This window comes from Pseudoxanthomonas sp. LjRoot125, assembly GCF_964252705.1.
GTDB lineage: Bacteria > Pseudomonadota > Gammaproteobacteria > Xanthomonadales > Xanthomonadaceae > Pseudoxanthomonas_A.
The window spans coordinates 2,989,934-3,008,016 of record NZ_CAXUOY020000001.1; the positions used below are offsets into that span (position 1 = coordinate 2,989,934).

Below are 18,083 nucleotides of genomic sequence, written 5' to 3' on the forward strand. Positions count from 1 at the left end.
CTACAACTGGGATTCCACCGGCAGCCAACCCACGGCGCGGGCGACGCCGCGACGCCATGCGCTTGCCTCCGGATCGCGCTCCCAGACGCGCGGGGGCGTTTGCGACGCATCGTCCCAGCGCAGCCCCCCGTCCTGCAGGCGCACGCGATAGCTCTTGTCCGGCGCGACTTTCGCCTCGTAGCTGCGCAGCAGCGCGGCGGTGGCAGCGCGGTCGCGGAACAGGACGCCCATTTCGGTATTGAGGTTGACCGAGCGCGGGTCGAGGTTGAACGACCCGATGAAGCCGCGCTCCGCATCCACCGCGAACGCCTTGGTGTGCAGGCTGGCGCCACTGGAACCGAACAGGCTGCTGTCCGGCCGCCCGTGCGGCATCAGTTCGTACAGCGTCACGCCCCCTTCCAGCAGCGGCACGCGGTACGGCGCGTAGCCGCCGTGCACCGCCATCACGTCGTTGGCCGCCAACGAGTTGGTCAGCACGCTGACGTCGACGCCCTCCTCGCGTTTGCCGACCAGCCAGCGCGTGCCCTCGTCGCCCGGCACGAAGTACGGCGAAATTACCCGCAGCTCGCGCTTCGCCAGGCCCATCGCCTTGCCCAGCCGATGGATCAACCACTGCGCCTGGCCTTCGCCCTGCCCCTTGGCGGCCGGATCCGAGTAGACCCCCACCTCGTCCAGCCAGTACAGCGCGTTTCCGCCGACCAGCGCAGGCAATCCCGGGCTTCTGCGCAGGCGCGCGACGTAGTCGCCGGCGCGCGCCGAACGGTAGCCCGCATCACCGTGCTCGCGCAGTTGTTCCAGCGCGCCGTCCTTCGCCTGCGACAGCGCGGTGAGCGGAATGACCGATGCGCTATTCCAGAAATCGTCGAAGATCGCCGATGTCTGCTGTACCGCCGGACCCACCAGCACCGCGTCCATGTCGAGGAAGTTGGTCTGCGCGGCGGCATCGAAATACTCGTCGCCGACATTGCGCCCGCCGACCACTGCGACGCGTCCATCGGCGATCCACGCCTTGTTGTGCATGCGGCGATTCATCGCAACCGGTCGCAGCAGCATTTCACTCGCGCGACCGAGCACGCCGACGCGGCTTCGCGAGGGATTGAACAGCCGCACCTCGATGTTGGGGTGCGCGTCCAACGCGGCCAGGTGCGAATCCTTGCCGTGCGCGGTCATGTCGTCCAGCAGCAGGCGCACGCGGACGCCGCGGTCGGCGGCACGCAGCGCTTCATAACCCAACAGGTTGCCGGTGAAGTCGTGGTTCCAGATGTAGTACTGCAGGTCGAGGCTGCGGCCTGCCGCACGCGCGGTGGCGGCGCGGACGGTGAAGGCGTCTAGGTTGTCCGACAGCAGGGCCATGCCACTCTGGCGCGGATGCTCGCGCAGCATCGGCGCGATCGCGCGGTCCAGTGCCGTGGCATCCGCCGCCGTGGCCAGTGCCTGCGAAGGCGTGCCACGCGCGGTCTCGGAGAACCGGCCATAGCTGTACAGCGCCACGGCCGATGCCACCACCAGTACCAGCAATCCCAGGCCGAGCCGTCGCAGCCACTTGCGCATCCTGTCCCCTCCCTCACGCGTGTGCCCCTATCGTAGTGCCTGACCCGTGAGGGCCGCGCTTGCACACCCCGGAGCGCCGTTGCACGCTCGCACCCTGTCATCGCCGAGGTTCGCCATGCGCTCCCTGACCCTGATCCGCCACCTGGTCCTGCTGGCCCTGGCATTGCTGGCCGTTGCCTGCAGCACCTCGCCACGACACGAAGTCGCGCAGGCGCCGCTGACCTTCATCGTCGTACGGCATGCCGAGAAGGCCACCGACGACCCGCAGGATCCGAACCTGTCCGCCGCAGGCCTCGCGCGCGCCGACGCCCTGGCCCAGCGCCTGCGCGACGCGCCGCTGGTGGCGGCCTATGCCACCGAGTTCCGGCGCACGCAGCAAACCGCGCGTCCGGCCGCCGAAGCCCATGGCCTTCCAGTCACTGCGTACTTCGCACGCGGTCCGGCGGCGGAGAGCGCGGCGCAGTGGAAGCAGGCGCACCACGGCGGAACCGTGCTCATCGTCGGCCACAGCAACACCGTGCCCGACCTGGTCGCAGCGCTGTGCGGCTGCACCACGCAGCCGATGGATGACACCGAGTACGACCGCCTGTCCATCGTCCGCATGGATACGGCCGGTCGCGCGACGCTGGAAATCGAACGCTACGGCGCAACCGTGCCCTGACCGCGCCTGCCCGGATGGGGGATACGCGCAACGGACCGTTTCCGTATCGTCATCCGGGTCGGCGCCCGCCCATGCGATGCTGCGCGCCTCCCACCGAGGACATGCCATGACCACGATCATCGCGCCACGCGTGCACGACCTGGGCGGCGGCTTCAACGTGCGCCGCGCCGTCCCCAGCCTGCAGGCTCGCAGCGTGGGGCCGTTCGTCTTCGTCGACCACATGGGCCCCGCCGTGTTCGAACCAGGCCGCGGCATCGACGTGCGACCGCATCCGCACATCGGCCTGGCGACGGTCACCTTCCTCTGGGCGGGCGCGATCAACCACAAGGACACCTTGGGTTCCGAACAGGTGATCTCGCCCGGCGACGTCAACTGGATGACGGCGGGCCGCGGCATCGCGCATTCCGAACGCACACCCATCGACGTACGCACCGGTCGCCACGACGTGCATGGCATGCAGACCTGGGTCGCACTGCCGAAGTCTTACGAAGAAGTCGCGCCCGAGTTCCACCACCATGCGGCCGCGACGTTGCCGGTCGTCGACCGCGCCGGCGTGCGCCTGCGCGTGATCGCCGGCCGCGCCTATGGCGAGGAGTCGCCGGTGAAGGTCTTCAGCGGCACTTTCAACGTGGCCGTGGACCTGCAGCCGGACGCGGAGCTGGAGATTGATGCAGGCCACGTCGAGCGCGCGCTCTACGTGCTGGAAGGCGACGCCCAGGTCGACGGCGCCGACATTCCGGAGAAGCACCTGGTGGTGTTCGACCGGGGCAGCCGCCCCGTACTGCGGGCCAAGACGCCGATCAAGGGCCTGCTGATGGGTGGCGAACCGCTCGATGCGCCACGCCACATGTGGTGGAACTTCGTGTCCAGCTCGCAGGAGCGCATCGACCAGGCCAAGCAGGACTGGCTGGACGGCCGTTTCGGCCACGTTCCGGGCGAGACCGAGTTCATTCCCCTGCCCGAGCGCTGAGCCCGACGGACCAGGCGAAATGTGAGTTCTACAACACTCGCGTTTGAAGCGGGCGCGGCTAACGCAAAGCAAACACCCGCGCCGCTCCCGTTCCGCTATCGTGCGGCCACCGTCATGTGACGGGGCACGCACGCATTGGGGGCTGGCATGAGTCTGGCAAAGAAACTGGCGGCGGAATTCCTGGGGACGTTCTGGCTGGTACTGGGCGGTTGCGGCAGCGCGGTACTGGCCGCTCACTTCGGTGGCGACGGCAACCCGCTGGGCATCGGACTGTTGGGCGTCTCGCTGGCCTTCGGCCTGACGGTGCTGACCGGGGCCTACGCCTTCGGCCACATTTCCGGCGGACACTTCAACCCCGCGGTCAGCGTAGGCCTCTGGGCCGGCGGGCGCTTTCCGGCCCGCGAACTGCTGCCCTACATCGTGGCGCAGGTGGTGGGCGGCCTGGCCGCCGGCTTCATCCTGCTGCAGATCGCGCAAGGCCAACCGGGCTTTGCGATCGATCCGAACGCGGCGGGCGCGTTCGCCAGCAACGGCTACGGCGCCATGTCGCCGGGTGGGTACACCGTCGCGGCGGCCTTCCTCACCGAAGTGGTGCTCACCGCCTTCTTCCTGATCGTGATCATGGGCTCGACGCACGGACGGGCCCCGGCGGGCTTCGCGCCGATCGCCATCGGTCTGGCACTGACCCTGATCCACCTGATCAGCATCCCGGTGACGAATACGTCGGTGAACCCGGCCCGCTCCACCGCTGTCGCGCTGTTCGCGGGCCCCACGGCGGTCGGACAACTCTGGCTGTTCTGGCTGGCGCCGGCGTTGGGTGGCCTGATCGGCGGCATGCTGTATGGCTGGCTGGGCCGCGACCGCGCCTGAGCCGTCGCGGGCGTGCCCGGCCAAGACCGGGCACGCAGGTGACAGGGGGTGTGACTGGGGTCGCCGTTCACGCGTTTAGCGCGTTGTTTTGCGGCGCAGCATGGGCTATGGTCGGGCCATTGCCGGGGGAAAACGGCAACCGACACCGGGGATGACCAAGGGATGGCGCGGGGCCGCAAGGCCTATCGCGGTGCGCGGACAACGCGGAACCGCCCGAGAGGGCGACCATCCAGGGGAATGCCATGAAGATCGTAATCGCCGCCAGCCTCTTCCTTGCCTCCGCCGCCGCATGGGCGCAGCAAGCGCCGCCGTGCCCTTCCCTGCCGGCCAGCGCCGGGTTGCAGTGGGAACAGCGCGTCGATGCCAATTTCATCGCCTGCAAGGCCGTCGCCACCGACGGACGCCAGGTCCTGAACGTGATGCTGACCTCGCGCGATCCGAAGATCCGCCTGGAGCGTCGTCTGCGCGAAGAGGAGAGCACGTTCTCCGGCGAGGAGATCTTCTGGTACCGGCCTGACCTGGCTGGCCAGGAAACCTCGCCCGCGATGGCATCGCGCCGCATCACCGTCGTCGAGTTCGACGACGACCGCTACGCGCAGGTGTGGATCAACGCGAATTCGCCCGAGGAGCTCGGCACGCTGATCTCGCTGGCCCAGCAACTCGACGTGCGCGCCACCAGCGCGCAGCTGTCCGCCGGCAATTGACGGCCGCAAGGCGGGACAGCATCCCGCCCCGCGCATCGCTCAGAAACGGCCTTCCTGGAAATCCACGAAGGCCTGCATCAGTTCTTGCCGGGTATTCATGACGAACGGACCGTGGCGCATCACCGGTTCGCGCAACGGACGTCCCGCCACCACGATCAGACGCGCAGGACGACTGCCTGCACGCACCTGCAGCACTTCGCCGCCACCGAGCACGCCCATCTCGTGGGTATCCAACGGTCGCGCTTCGTCACCCTCGCCCACCGTGAGCGCGCCTTCGAACACGTAGGCAAACGCGTTGTGCCCTGCCGGCAATGCGTACTCCCACGCTTTGCCCGCGTCGAGCGCGATGTCGAGGTATACGGGCTCGGTCGCCGGCTGCGAGATCGGGCCCCGCACTTCACCGACGCTGCCGGCGATCACCTTCACTTCCACGCCTGCCGTCGGCTGGGCGACCGGAATGCGATCCGGGGCGAACTCCTGGTACTTCGGCGCCGTCATCTTCTCGCGTGCCGGCAGGTTCACCCACAGCTGGAAGCCACGCATGCGGCCGGATTCCTGTTCCGGCATCTCCGAATGCACCAGGCCACGCCCAGCCGTCATCCACTGCACCGCCCCCGGCGTCAGCAGGCCTTCGTTGCCATGGTTGTCGCGGTGGCGCATGCGGCCGTCGAGCATGTAGGTGACCGTTTCGAAACCACGGTGCGGATGCTCCGGGAAGCCGGCGAGATAGTCCTCCGCCTTGTCCGTGCCGAACTCATCCAGCAGCAGGAACGGATCGAGGTCCGGCAGGTCGGGGCCGCCGATCACGCGCGTCAGTTTGACGCCCGCGCCATCGGACGTGGGTCGGCCGCGGACGGTGCGGATCACGCGGGCGGGAGTGGTGTCGGTCAGGGTGGCCATGGTGCCTCCGGTTCAATTACGGACAAGATGGCACCGCGCCGCCCGCTTCGGAACGGCAACCACCGTAACCATCCGTTCCACCGGTGGATCGCCACCCGGCGACGCGGCCACCCGCCTCAGGCCACGTAGACCGACTTGATGTTCATGAATTCGTGGATACCGTGCTCGGCGAGCTCGCGACCGAAGCCGGAGCGTTTGGTGCCGCCGAACGGCAGGCGCACGTCGCTGCGGACGATGGCGTTGACGAATGCCGCGCCCACCTGCAGCTGTCGCGCGATGCGGTCGCCGCGATCCACGTTGCGCGTCCATACACTGCCGCCCAGGCCAAAGGTGGTGTCGTTCGCGACCCGCACGGCTTCGGCATCGTCTTTCACCCGCAGGATGCTGGCGACCGGGCCGAACAGCTCCTCCTCGTAGGCGGGCATGCCGGGCACAACGGCATCGAGGATGGACGCCGGATAGCCTGCGTGCGACGCATCGGGTTCGCCACCGAGCAATACCTGTGCGCCCTTGGACACACTGGCTTGCACCTGCTTGTGCAGCTCGTCGCGCAGGTCCTGCCGGGCCATCGGCGCGAGCGTGGTGGCATCGTCCTGCGGATCGCCCAGCTGCAACTTCGCTGCCGCCTCCACGAAGCGCCTCACGAATTCATCGGCGATACCTTCCTGCACGATGAAGCGCTTGGCCGCGATGCAGGTCTGCCCGGCATTACCGAAGCGCGACGCCACGGCGCCGGCAACGGTCTTGTCGAGGTCAGCATCGTCGAGCACGATGAAGGCGTCGCTGCCGCCGAGCTCCATCACGCTCTTCTTCAGCTGGCTGCCCGCATTGGCGGCGACGGCACGGCCGGCACGCTCGCTGCCGGTCAATGTCACTGCGGCGACGCGCGCATCGCGGATCACCTCGGCGGCCTGGTCGTTATCGATGTGCAGCACACCGAACACGCCCGCCGGCAAGCCTGCCGCGGACAGCGCCTCGGCGATGACGTCGGCGCAGCGGGGCACGTTGCTCGCATGCTTCAATACCGCCACGTTGCCCGCCATGAAAGCCGGCGCGAGGAACCGGAACACCTGCCAGATCGGGAAGTTCCACGGCATCACCGCCAGTACGCAGCCGATCGGCTCATAGCGCACGTAGCTGCGTTGGCCATCCGTGGACACCGGTTGGTCCAGCAGATAATCGGCCGCATGGTCGGCGTAGTAGTCGCAGGCACCGGCGCACTTGTCGACTTCGGCCAGGGCTTCCTTGCGCAGCTTGCCCATCTCGGCGGTCATGATCCGCTGGATGTCGTCGCGACGGCGGCGCAACTCGGCCCCGATGGCACGCAGCACCTTGCCACGCTCGGCCAGCGACAGCGCCGCCCACGCGGGGAATGCCTGCTGCGCCGCCGCCAGCGTGGCATCGACTTGTGCCGACGTCATCAGCTCATGGCGGTACTCGACCTGCCCGGTCGCGGGATTGATGGTTTCGACAGTCATGGCATCACGGGGTACATGTAAGTGCCGATCATTGTCGGCGGTGCGGCGTTAGCGGATCGTGGGCAACGGCGCGCCGTCACCCGTTCTCCTGCAGTGCCAGTTGCATGTCGCGCTGGCGGCGCTTCTCCTCGCGGTACATAAACCACCAGCCGAGGAAGGCGGCCACGCTCACCACCAGGATCATCAACGTGGCGAGCGCGTTGATCTTCGGGCTCAACCCGAGGCGCACCGACGAGAACACCTTCATCGGCAGTGTGGTCGAACTCGGCCCGGCGACGAAGCTGGCGATCACCACGTCGTCCAGCGAGAGGGTGAACGCCAGCAACCAGCCCGAGACCAGCGCGGGCGCGATGATCGGCAACGTGATCAGGAAGAACACCTTGATCCTGTTCGCGCCCAGGTCCATCGCGGCCTCTTCCAGCGACTTGTCCAGTTCGGACAAACGCGAGGACACGACTACGGTGACGAAGGCCAGCGTGAAGGTCACGTGCGCGATCCAGATCGCGACGATGCCCTTCGGCGCGAAGTAGCCATCGGTCAGCCCCTGCAACGAGACGAACATCAGCAGGATCGACAAACCGATGATCACCTCGGGCATCACCAGCGGCGCGGTGATCAACGCCCCGAACAGGGTCTTGCCGGAGAAGCGGCGCATGCGCGTCATCACCAGCGACGCCATCGTGCCCAGCACAACAGCCGCCGTGGCCGTCCAGAACGCCACCTTGATGCTGACCCAGGCGGCGTCCAGCATTTGCTTGTCGCGGAACAGCTCGCCATACCACTTGAACGAGAACCCCGACCACACCGTGGCCAGGCGCGACTCGTTGAAGGAGTACACCATCAGGATGAGCACTGGCACGTACAGGAACGCGAACCCCAGGCCGAGCACCGTCCAGTTGACGGCGCGTTGTCCGATCCGGCTCATGTCAGCCTCCCTTCCATCTCGCGCTGTTGCACCCGGTTGAAGATCAGGATCGGGATCAGCAGCAGGATCAGCATGACGATGGCCACCGCCGACGCCGCAGGCCAGTCGCGGTTGTTGAAGAACTCGCCCCACAGCACGCGGCCGATCATCAGGGTGTCCGGGCCACCGAGCAGTTCGGGGATGACGAACTCGCCCACCGCCGGAATCATCACCAGCATGCAGCCGGCGATGATGCCGGCCTTGGACAACGGCAGGGTGATGGTGAAGAACGCCTTCCACGGCTTGGCGCCGAGATCGTAGGCGGCCTCCAGCAGGCGGTGGTCGTGCTTCACCAGGTTGGTGTACAGCGGCAGCACCATGAACGGCAGGTAGCAGTACACGATGCCGATGTACGCCGCCATCGGTGTGTAAAGGATCTGCAGCGGCTCGTCGATCAGGCCGATCTTCATCAGCAGGTTGTTGAGCAGGCCGTTGTTCTTGAGGATGCCGATCCACGCGTAGACCCGGATCAGGAACGAGGTCCACGATGGCAACACCACCAGCATCATCGCGATGTTGCGCGTGGACGGCGGCAAGCGCGCGATCACGTACGCGATCGGATAGGCCACCAGCAACGCGAGGAAGGTGGAGATCGCGGCGATCTTGATCGAACTCAGGTACGCCGCGACGTACTGGGAATCGGTGAACAGCGCGGCGTAGTTGCCCAGGTTGAGCTTGAGCGTCAGCGCCTCGTCGATGTACTCCAGGATCGGCGTATACGGCGGCATCGCGATCGCCAGCTTGGCGAACGAGATCTTCAGCACGATCAGGAACGGGATCGCGAAGAACAGCAGTAACCACAGGTAAGGCACCGAGATCACGCCCCAGCGCGGCCCCGGTAGGCGTTTCTGGAGGGAGCGCAGGATGTTCATGAGGTCAGCACCACGCCGTCGTTGTCTCCCCACCACACCCACACTTCGTCGTTCCAGGTGAGTCCTTCGCTGGCCCAGCGCTGGACGTTGGCGAAGTTGGCCATGAACTTGTAACCGCTCGGCAGGCGCACGTGGTAGACCGAATGGCTGCCGAAGTAGGCGATGTCCTCGATCACGCCCTTGGCCTTGTTGTGCGGCTGCGATGGCTCCTGCTTGCCGATGCCAAGCTTCTCGGGCCGCACCGCGAAGGCGACTTCCTGGCCTTCGAAACCCGAAATGCCATGACCGATGTAGATGGGATCCGGCAGCTGCGGCGAGCGGATGGTGACGTAGTTCGCTTCGTCCTCCTCCACCGCGCCCTCGATCAGGTTGACCGAGCCGATGAACTCGGCGGCGAAGCGGCTGGTCGGCTGCTCGTAGATCTCATCCGGCGTGCCGACCTGGCGAATCCAGCCCTGGTCCATCAGCGCGATGCGGGTGGCCATCGTCATCGCTTCTTCCTGGTCGTGGGTGACCATCACACAGGTCACGCCCGACTTCTCGATGATGCTCACCAGCTCCAGTTGCATCTGCGAGCGCAGCTTCTTGTCCAGCGCGCCCATCGGCTCGTCCAGCAACAGCAGCTTCGGCCCCTTGGCCAACGACCGCGCCAGCGCCACGCGCTGCTGCTGGCCACCCGAGAGCTGGTGTGGCTTGCGCTTGGCCAGCTTGCCCAACTGCACCAGCGCCAGCATCTCCTCGACGCGCTTCCTGATCGCATCCTTGGCCAGTCCGTCCTGCTTCAGGCCGAACGCAATGTTCTGCTCCACCGTCATGTGCGGGAACAACGCATACGACTGGAACATCATGTTGAGCGGCCGCTCGTACGGCGGCAGGTCGTTGAGCAACTGGCCGTCCAGGAAGATCTTGCCGGACGTCGGCTTCTCGAAACCCGCCAGGCAGCGCAGCAGCGTCGACTTGCCGCTGCCCGACCCTCCCAGCAACGCGAAGATCTCGCCCTTGCGGATGGTCAGGTTGGTGTCGTCGACCGCGACGAAGCCGTCGAATTCCTTGCGCACGTCGACGATGCGCAAGTATTCCTGCGCGTTCGCCTTGCCATTCGGTGCCGCGCCGTTGCCCTGTTCTGCCGCCATGGAGTTCCCCTGGTCGCCGGCGCTGCGTCGGCGCCGGCCGTGGTATGTCGCGTGGATCCGTCGGATCCGGGGCGGAGGTCGTCCGCCCCGGCGGCGGCACTTACTTGCCGGTCTTCAGTTCCGTCCAGATGCGCGTGTACTGGCGGTCCACGTCCGGCGGGATGATGGCGAAGGTGAAGAGCTTGGCCTCGACCTCGGGCGTCGGGTAGATGGTCGGGTCTTCGGTGATCGACTTGTCCATCAGTTCCTTGGCCTTCGGAATGGCGTTCGGATAGCTGATGAAGTTGGAGTTGTTGGCCATCACCTGCGGATCGAGCAGGTAGTTGATGAAGGCATAGGCCGCATCGACATGCTTGGCGTCCTTCGGGATGGACAGCATGTCGAACCACTGCGGTGCGCCTTCCTTCGGGATGGCGTAGGCGATGTTCACGCCGTTCTTGGCCTCGGCGGCCCGGTCGCGCGCCTGGATGATGTCGCCCGACCAGCCCACCACCAGGCAGGTGTCACCATTGGCCATCGCATCGATGTACTGCGAGGAATGGAAGTTGGTGATGTATGGACGGATCGTCTTCAGCAGCGCCGCCGCCTTGTCGATCACCGCCGGATCCTGGCTGTTCGGGTCCTCGCCCAGGTAGTTCAGGGCGATCGGGATGATTTCCGACGGCGTGTCGAGGAAGGTCACGCCGCAATCCTTCAGCTTGCTGATGTTTTCCGGCTTGAAGACGATGTCCAGGCTGCTGGCGATGTCGGTGTTGCCGAAGGCGGCCTTCACCTTGTCGACGTTGTAGCCGATGCCGGTGGTGCCCCACATGTAGGGGATGGCGTACTGGTTGCCCGGATCCTGGTTCTCCAGGCGCTTCATGAGGGCCGGGTCCAGGTTGGCGTAGTTGGGGATCTTGCTCTTGTCCAGCGGCAGGAACACGCCGGCCTGGATCTGGCGGCCCAGGAAGTTCATCGTCGGCACGACCACGTCGTAACCGCTGCTGCCGGCCAGCAGCTTGGTCTCCAGGACCTCGTTGCTGTCGAACACGTCGTAGGTGACCTTGATGCCCGACTGCTTCTCGAAGTTCGGGATGGTGTCCTCGGCGATGTAGTCGGACCAGTTGTAGACGTTGACCTGTTTGTCGCCGCCATCGGCTGGCTTGGCGGCATCGCCTTCGCCGGATTTCCCGCAGGCCGCGAGGGTACAGAGGGCCAGGGTGGTTGCCAGTACGCGCAGTTTCATCAATCTCTCTCCATTCGGCCCGCGAGGGCGGCTTGATGTGGTCCCCGCGTTGGCTCATGGTCGCCGCGGGCGTGCTGTCATTGCTGTGGCCGGTTCCGTGCCGTGATCGCTCCCCTTCTTTCCCCTTCCCCTTTTGCCGCCTCCCCGTGGCGTCGTCCGCTCACGCGTCCATCGCCACCATGACAAAGGGCGCGTCCTTCACGGCCCGCGCCCTCGTGTGTTTCATCGTCCGGTCTTCAGTTCCGTCCAGATGCGCGTGTACTGGCGATCCACTTCCGGCGGCAGCACCGCGAAGGTGAAGAGCTTCGCGTCCACGTCGGCCGGTGGGTAGATCGTCGGATCGTCCGCGATCGTCTTGTCCACCATCGGCTTCGACGACGGCACCGGGTTGGGATACGTAACGAAATTGGTATTCGCCGCCGCGACCTTGGGCTCAAGCAGGTAGTTGATGAAGGCATAGGCGTTGTCGACATTCTTGGCATCTTTCGGAATCGCCAGCATGTCGAACCACTGCGGCGCGCCTTCCTTCGGAATGGAGTACGCGATGTTGACGCCGTTGCCGGCCTCGGCAGCGCGGTCGCGCGCCTGGATCACGTCGCCCGACCAACCGACCACCAGGCAGACGTCGCCGTTGGCCAGGTCGTTGATGTACGAAGACGAATGGAAATTGCGGATGTACGGGCGGATGGTCTTCAGCAGCGCCGCGGCCTTGTCGATCACTGCCGGGTCGAAGCTGTGCGGATCCTCGCCCAGGTAGTTCAGCGCGATCGGGATCAGTTCCGAGGGCGTGTCCAGCACGGTGATGCCGCAGTCCTTCAGCTTGGCCGCGTTCTCGGGCTTGAACACGACGTCCCAGCTGCCGGTGACGGCGGTGTCGCCGAAGATGGCCTTGATCTTGTCCACGTTGTAGCCGATGCCGCTGGTGCCCCACAGGTACGGCACCGCGTACTGGTTGCCCGGGTCCTGCTGTTCGATGCGCTTGAGCATCGCCGGGTCGAGGTTCTTCAGGTTCGGGATCTTGCTCTTGTCCAGCGGGAGGAACACACCGGCCTGGATCTGGCGGCCCAGGAAGCTCAGCGACGGCACCACCACGTCGTAGCCGCTGCTGCCAGCCAGCAACTTGGTCTCGACCATCTCGTCGCTGTCGAACACATCGTAGGTGACCTTGACGCCCGACTGCTTCTCGAAGTTCGGGAGGGTGTCCTCGGCGATGTAGTCGGACCAGTTGTAGACGTTGAGCGCCTTGGACGGCGCACCATCGGCGGCCTTCTCGTCCTTGCCGCCACAGGCGGCCAGCACGGCGGCGGCCAGCATGACGGTGAGGGTCTTGAGCTTCATCGGGGTCTCCATGGAACAGGATCGGGGGATGGAAACATCATACGCCCGGGCCGCGGCGCTGTGACGCAGCGCACGCTTGCCGGCGCGCCTACATTCCCAGGTCCGCCGCGGTGTCGTTGAGCGCCTTCCACGTCTTGTCGAACAGTTCGTCCACCTGCGCGCGGGTGATGATCAGCGGCGGCGAGAGCAGCATGGCGTCCCAGGTCGCGCGCAGGATCAGCCCATGCTTGAGCGCGTGGTCGCGACAGCGCGGCCCCACGGTTCCTCGCTCGGGGAAGAACGCCCGCTTGCCCTTGTCCGGCACCAGTTCCAGCGCACCGACCATGCCGGCGATGCGCGCCTGCCCGACCAGCCGGTGTTCGCCCAGTTCCGCCCAGCGCTGGGCCAGGTAAGGCGCGACGTCGGTCTTCGCGCGCTCGACGATCTTCTCGTCCTGCAGGATGCGGATGTTCTCCAGCGCCACCGCCGCACAGACCGGATGGCCGGAATACGTGGCGCCATGCGCCAGCTCGCCACCCTGCTCCTTCAGCACCTTGGCCACGCGATCGTTGAACATCGCCGCGCCCAGCGGGATGTAGCCGGACGTGATGCCCTTGGCCACCGGCATGATGTCGGGCTGGAAACCGAAGTACTGCGAACCGAACCATTCGCCGGTGCGCCCGAAACCACAGATCACCTCGTCGGCCACCAGCAGCACGTCGTACTGGCGGCAGATGCGTTCGATCTCGGGCCAATAGGTCTTCGGCGGGATGTAGACGCCGATCGCGCCCATGATGGGTTCGCCGATGAAGGCCGCGACGCGGTCAGGCCCCAGCTCGAGGATCTTCTGCTCCAGCCGGCGCGCGGCGACCAGGCCGTACTCGTCCTCGGACAAGTCGCCGCCGTCGGCGAACCAGAACGGCGGATCGATATGGTGGATGTCGGGGATCGGCAAGCCACCCTGCTTGTGCATGCCCTTCATGCCGCCGAGGCTGGCGCCGGCCATCGTGGTGCCGTGGTAACCGTCGTGGCGGCCGATGAAGATGTTCTTCTTCGGCTGGTCCTGCACCGCCCAGAAGTGGCGGACCATGCGCAGGATGGTGTCGTTCGCCTCGGAACCGGAATTGACGAAGAAGGAGTGGTTGAGGTCGCCTGGCGCCAGCTCGGCCAGTTTCGCGGCAAGTGCGATGGTCGGCTCGGTCGTGCACTGGAAGAAGCTGTTGTAGTAGGCCAGCTGCGTCATCTGCTTCGACGCGACCTCGCCCAGTTCCTTGCGACCGTAGCCGATGTTGACGCACCACAGCCCGGCGAAGGCGTCGAGCAGCTGGTTGCCGTCGGCATCCCAGACGTAGCAACCCTCACCCTTGGTCAGGATGCGCGTGCCCTTCTTCGCCAGCGCGGCATTGTCGTTGAACGGATGCAGGTGGTGCTCGGCATCGAGCTTCTGCAGGGTACGGGTGTCGAGTTGGTTCATGTGAAACTCCACATCAGGATCATTTGTGGGAGCGACGTAAGTCGCGATGGACTACCGGTAGAGCTTCATCGCGGCTTACGTCGCTCCCACAGGAGAGAATGGGAACAGGCTTTCGATCAGACGTTCAACAACAGGAATTCCCGCTCCCACGAACTGATCACGCGGAAGAAGGTCTCGTATTCCTTGCGCTTGACCGAGACGTAGGCGCGCACAAAGCGCGCGCCCATCAGGTCCTGCAGCGCCTTGCAGCCTTCGAGTTCGTCCAGCGCTTCGCCCAGCGAGCGCGGCAACTCGAAACCGATGTCCTGGGCGCTGCTCGCCAATGGTTCGGTCGGCTTGAGCTGCTCGCGGATGCCCAGCAGGCCGCAGGCCAGCGTGCCGGCCATCGCGAGGTAGGGATTGGCGTCAGAGCCGGCGAAGCGGCTCTCCACGCGCATGTTCTCGGGGGTATCCATCGGCACGCGCAGACCGCAGGTGCGGTTGTCGTATCCCCACTGCACGTTGATCGGTGCCACCTGCCCCAGCGCGAGCCGGCGATAGGAATTGACGTTGGGGCCGAAGAACGCCATCGCCATCGGCACGTATTTCTGCAGGCCGGCCAGGTAGTGCCCGAACAGCTTGCTGGACTTGCCCTCGGACTTGCCCGCGAACACGTTCCGGCCTGACTTCATGTCCACCAGGCTCTGGTGGATATGCATCGCGCTGCCCGGCTCGTTCTCCATCGGCTTGGCCAGGAAAGTGGCGTACACCCCATGGCGGAGCGCGGCTTCGCGCATGGTGCGCTTGAACAGGAACACCTGGTCCGCGCGCGACAACGCATCGTCGTGGGTGAAATTGACCTCCAGCTGCGCAGCACCGGATTCGTGGATCAACGTGTCCACGTCCAGCTCCATCGCCTCGCAGTAGTCGTACATCAGGTCGAGGATGGGGTCGAACTCGTTGACTGCGTCGATCGAGTACGACTGGCGCGCGGTCTCCGGCCGTCCCGAACGGCCGGCCGGCGGCAACAGCGGGAAATCCGGGTCGGTGTTCTTCTGCACCAGGAAGAATTCCAGCTCCGGCGCCACCACCGGGCGCAGGCCTTCCTTTTCGTAGGCCGCCAGCACGCGGCGCAGTACGTTGCGCGGCGCCAGTTCGTGCGGCTTGCCGTCCTTGGTGTAGCAGTCGTGGATGACCTGCGCGGTCGGGTCCGCCGCCCACGGCACCATGCGTACCGTGTCCGGATCGGGACGCAGAAACATGTCCGAATCCGACGGCGAAGTCAGTTCGTAATAGTCGTCCGGATAATCGCCGGTCACCGTGGTGGCGAAGATGCCTTCGGGCAGGCGCGTGCCGTAGTCGTGGCTGAACTTGTCGGCCGGAATGATCTTGCCGCGCGCATTGCCGGTGATGTCCGGCACCAGGCATTCGACCTCGGTGATGCTGCGTTCCTTCAGCCAGCGGCGCAGCGAACTCTCGGAGGGCTCGGGGGTTTCGGTCTTCTTGCGTTGGGATTGTTTCTGGCTCATGGCAACGAAGTCGGGAGGGAGGGAATGCCGGCGCATCGCGCCGGGAACGAACCGCACGGGCGCGTCAGCGCCCGCCCTCCCATGGCGGCGGGTGGCGCCGCTTCACGATGTCCTCCGCGCCGCGCGAATCCGGCAGGCATCGCCGAACGCGCGGAAGATGGCCAGGTAGAACGGGTTCTCCCGCACCTTCCATTCCGGATGCCACTGCACCGCCAACATGAAAGCGGGGCCATCGTGGCGATACGCCTCGATCAATCCGTCCGGCGCCTGCGCTTCCACCACCAGGCCTTCGCCCAAGCGACGCACGCCCTGGCCGTGCAAGGAATTGACGACTGCCCGGGTGTCTCCGGCGAGGGTGGCCAACAGTCCGCCCGCGACGAGCGAAACGTCGTGCGCAGGGCCGTACTGCACGTCCAGCGGATCGTCCTTGTTCTCGCGGTGATCCATGAAACCGGGCTGCTCGTGCACCTTCTGGTACAGGCTGCCACCGAAGGCCACGTTCACCTCCTGGAAGCCGCGGCAGATCGCCAGCACCGGCACGCCCATCCCGATGGCGAGTGGGATCAGCGGCAGGTTGGTCGCATCGCGACGTGGATCCAGCAGGTTGCCCTCGTAGCTGGACTCGTCGCTGTAGTGGTGCGGCTCGATGTTGCTGACGGCGCCGGTCAACAGCAGGCCGTCCAAGCCGGCGAGCACCTCGCGCAGCGGCAGCACCGGGTCGAGGGTGGGCACCAGCAGCGGCAGGCAGCCCGCCCCATCCACCACCGCGCGCACGTACTTCTCGCCAACGGCAAGGAAGGGATGCGCACCGATTTGCTTGTGGTCGGTCGGCAGACCGACCCGCGGCAGCGGGGTCATGCAGGAAGCCCGGGATGGCTTCCGGGCAACTTAACCCGGCCGTTTTATTTTTACAACACGAGCGCCCGCCACGACGTTTTCGGCGCCGATATGGTGCGGCGCGGCACCGATTTAGGGCATTTCCGGGGCTCGCGCGAATTCTTCCGTTGAGTATTCTTGACGCGCCCGCTGCTCTGCTAAGCTGCGCCGCAGCCTCCAGGAACGCCCTCATGCGCCCCGATTCCGCCGCGTCTTCCCTGCCCGCCGACGACGCCGCCACGCTGGCGTCCATCCCTGACTGCGAGCAGATCGACCTGCTGCTGCCCGACATGAACGGGCTGCTGCGCGGCAAGCGGATCACCCGGGATGCGCTGGAGAAGGTCTATCGCGACGGCGTGTGCCTGCCGATGTCGCTGATCGCCACCGACATCACCGGCAACACGGTCGAGGAAACCGGGCTGGGCTACGACATCGGCGACGAGGACCGCATCTGCCGCCCCGTGCCGGGCTCGCTGCGGCCCGTGCCGTGGTCGCCGCGCCCGGCCGCGCAGCTGCTGCTGAGCATGGAGGACGCGAAGGGCGGCATGTTCGAGGCCAACCCGCGTGAAGTGCTCAAGCGCGTGCTCGCACGCTATGCCGCGCGCGGCCTGAAGCCGGTGGTCGCGGTGGAACTGGAGTTCTACCTGTTCGACCAGCGCATGGACGACGCAGGACGCCCGCGCACGTCGATCAATCCGGCGACCGGGCAACGCAACACCAGCACGCAGGTCTACTACATGGAAGACCTGAACGACTACCGCGGCTTCACCGATGCGGTGGCCGCCGCGTGTCGTGCGCAGCGCATTCCCGCCGACACCGCCGTGGCCGAGTACGCGCCGGGCCAGTTCGAAATCAACCTCAAGCATCGCGACGATGCCCTGCTCGCCTGCGACGATGCGATCTACCTCAAGCGCGCGATCAAGGCCGCCGCGCAGCAGCAGGGCCTGATGGCCAGCTTCATGGCCAAGCCGTTCGCCGACCAGGCGGGCAGCGGCATGCATATCCACGCCAGCGTGCTGGATGCCGACGGCCACAACATCTTCGCCTCGCCGCAGACGGCCCCGGCCGCTGCGCTGAAGCACGCCATCGGCGGCCTGCAGCGCAGCGACCAGGACTGCCTGCTGCTGTTCGCGCCGCACGCCAACAGTTACCGGCGCTTCGTGCTCAACGCGTTCGTCCCGCTCAACGACGTGTGGGGCTACAACAACCGCACCGTCGCCATGCGCATCCCGCACAGCGACGAAGCGAACACCCGGATCGAGCACCGCATCGCTGGTGCCGATGCCAACATCTACCTGGTCACCGCCGCCGTGTTGGCTGGCATGCTGCACGGCATCGAGCAGGGCTTCGATCCCGGCCCGCCGATCACCGGCAACGCCTACGACCAGACCGAGATCCGCACGCCGTTCTGGCGCGAGGCCATCGGCGCGTTCATGGGCAGCGAATTCATCCGCGAGCAGTTCGGCACGTCCTTCCAGCACATCTACGGCCAGCAGAAGCTCAAGGAGATGCACAGCTTCTACACCGAAGTGACCGACCTGGAATACGCGTGGTACCTGCGATCGGTGTGAGCCAGGCGA

Annotated in this window: 16 protein-coding genes; 5 read left to right on the forward strand and 11 right to left on the reverse strand. The window is 66.0% G+C overall.

Going from position 1 to position 18,083, the window contains the following annotated elements:
- Positions 1–1,551: a phospholipase D family protein gene (locus ACSION_RS13920; RefSeq protein WP_435306376.1), complete on the reverse strand. Its 1,551-nt coding sequence runs from the start codon at positions 1,549–1,551 to the stop codon at positions 1–3.
- 115 nt (positions 1,552–1,666) lie between these two features.
- Between ACSION_RS13920 and ACSION_RS13925 the strand changes: the two genes are divergently transcribed.
- The 4 genes from ACSION_RS13925 to ACSION_RS13940 all read left to right on the forward strand — a co-directional run bounded on the left by ACSION_RS13925 (position 1,667) and on the right by ACSION_RS13940 (position 4,756).
- The gene (locus tag ACSION_RS13925) at positions 1,667–2,212 is read left to right on the forward strand and encodes a SixA phosphatase family protein (RefSeq protein ID WP_435306377.1); all 546 of its coding nucleotides are present in this window, start codon (positions 1,667–1,669) and stop codon (positions 2,210–2,212) included.
- A 106-nt stretch (positions 2,213–2,318) separates the two neighbouring features.
- Complete coding sequence (locus ACSION_RS13930; RefSeq protein WP_435306378.1) at positions 2,319–3,182, forward strand: pirin family protein; 864 nt, start codon at positions 2,319–2,321, stop codon at positions 3,180–3,182.
- A 147-nt stretch (positions 3,183–3,329) separates the two neighbouring features.
- On the forward strand, positions 3,330–4,052 hold the full coding sequence (gene aqpZ / locus ACSION_RS13935) for an aquaporin Z (protein WP_435306379.1): 723 nt from the start codon (positions 3,330–3,332) through the stop codon (positions 4,050–4,052).
- A gap of 242 nt (positions 4,053–4,294) precedes the next feature.
- Positions 4,295–4,756, forward strand: a complete 462-nt coding sequence (locus tag ACSION_RS13940) for a hypothetical protein (RefSeq protein ID WP_435306380.1) — start codon at positions 4,295–4,297, stop codon at positions 4,754–4,756.
- 39 nt (positions 4,757–4,795) lie between these two features.
- Here the strand turns inward: ACSION_RS13940 and ACSION_RS13945 are convergent, their stop codons facing one another.
- From ACSION_RS13945 to ACSION_RS13990, 10 genes are all read right to left on the reverse strand, one after another.
- A complete protein-coding gene (locus tag ACSION_RS13945; RefSeq protein ID WP_435306381.1) occupies positions 4,796–5,656 on the reverse strand; it encodes a pirin family protein in 861 nt (286 codons plus the stop codon).
- Between the two features lie 116 nt (positions 5,657–5,772).
- Positions 5,773–7,134 (reverse strand): NAD-dependent succinate-semialdehyde dehydrogenase, encoded by a 1,362-nt coding sequence (locus ACSION_RS13950; RefSeq protein WP_435306382.1) that lies wholly within the window; start codon positions 7,132–7,134, stop codon positions 5,773–5,775.
- 76 nt (positions 7,135–7,210) lie between these two features.
- Complete coding sequence (locus ACSION_RS13955) at positions 7,211–8,059, reverse strand: ABC transporter permease subunit (RefSeq protein WP_435306383.1); 849 nt, start codon at positions 8,057–8,059, stop codon at positions 7,211–7,213.
- Positions 8,056–8,970, reverse strand: coding sequence for an ABC transporter permease subunit (locus ACSION_RS13960; RefSeq protein ID WP_435306384.1), 915 nt, complete (start codon positions 8,968–8,970; stop codon positions 8,056–8,058). The genes ACSION_RS13955 and ACSION_RS13960 overlap by 4 nt, the downstream gene beginning before the upstream one ends.
- On the reverse strand, positions 8,967–10,103 hold the full coding sequence (locus ACSION_RS13965; RefSeq protein ID WP_435306385.1) for an ABC transporter ATP-binding protein: 1,137 nt from the start codon (positions 10,101–10,103) through the stop codon (positions 8,967–8,969). The genes ACSION_RS13960 and ACSION_RS13965 overlap by 4 nt, the downstream gene beginning before the upstream one ends.
- A gap of 100 nt (positions 10,104–10,203) precedes the next feature.
- The gene (locus ACSION_RS13970) at positions 10,204–11,328 is read right to left on the reverse strand and encodes a polyamine ABC transporter substrate-binding protein (RefSeq protein WP_435306386.1); all 1,125 of its coding nucleotides are present in this window, start codon (positions 11,326–11,328) and stop codon (positions 10,204–10,206) included.
- A gap of 222 nt (positions 11,329–11,550) precedes the next feature.
- Positions 11,551–12,666 carry a polyamine ABC transporter substrate-binding protein gene (locus ACSION_RS13975; protein ID WP_435306387.1) on the reverse strand — a complete coding sequence of 372 codons (1,116 nt, stop codon included), beginning with the start codon at positions 12,664–12,666 and terminating at the stop codon, positions 11,551–11,553.
- Positions 12,667–12,754: 88 nt separating this feature from the next.
- Positions 12,755–14,119, reverse strand: a complete 1,365-nt coding sequence (locus ACSION_RS13980) for an aspartate aminotransferase family protein (protein WP_435306388.1) — start codon at positions 14,117–14,119, stop codon at positions 12,755–12,757.
- Positions 14,120–14,235: 116 nt separating this feature from the next.
- Positions 14,236–15,627 carry a glutamine synthetase family protein gene (locus ACSION_RS13985; protein ID WP_093486870.1) on the reverse strand — a complete coding sequence of 464 codons (1,392 nt, stop codon included), beginning with the start codon at positions 15,625–15,627 and terminating at the stop codon, positions 14,236–14,238.
- Between the two features lie 102 nt (positions 15,628–15,729).
- Complete coding sequence (locus ACSION_RS13990) at positions 15,730–16,485, reverse strand: gamma-glutamyl-gamma-aminobutyrate hydrolase family protein (RefSeq protein WP_435306389.1); 756 nt, start codon at positions 16,483–16,485, stop codon at positions 15,730–15,732.
- A 209-nt stretch (positions 16,486–16,694) separates the two neighbouring features.
- Here ACSION_RS13990 and ACSION_RS13995 point away from each other — a divergent pair, with 209 nt between their 5' ends.
- Positions 16,695–18,074, forward strand: a complete 1,380-nt coding sequence (locus ACSION_RS13995; RefSeq protein WP_435306390.1) for a glutamine synthetase family protein — start codon at positions 16,695–16,697, stop codon at positions 18,072–18,074.
- Positions 18,075–18,083 lie beyond the last annotated feature (9 nt).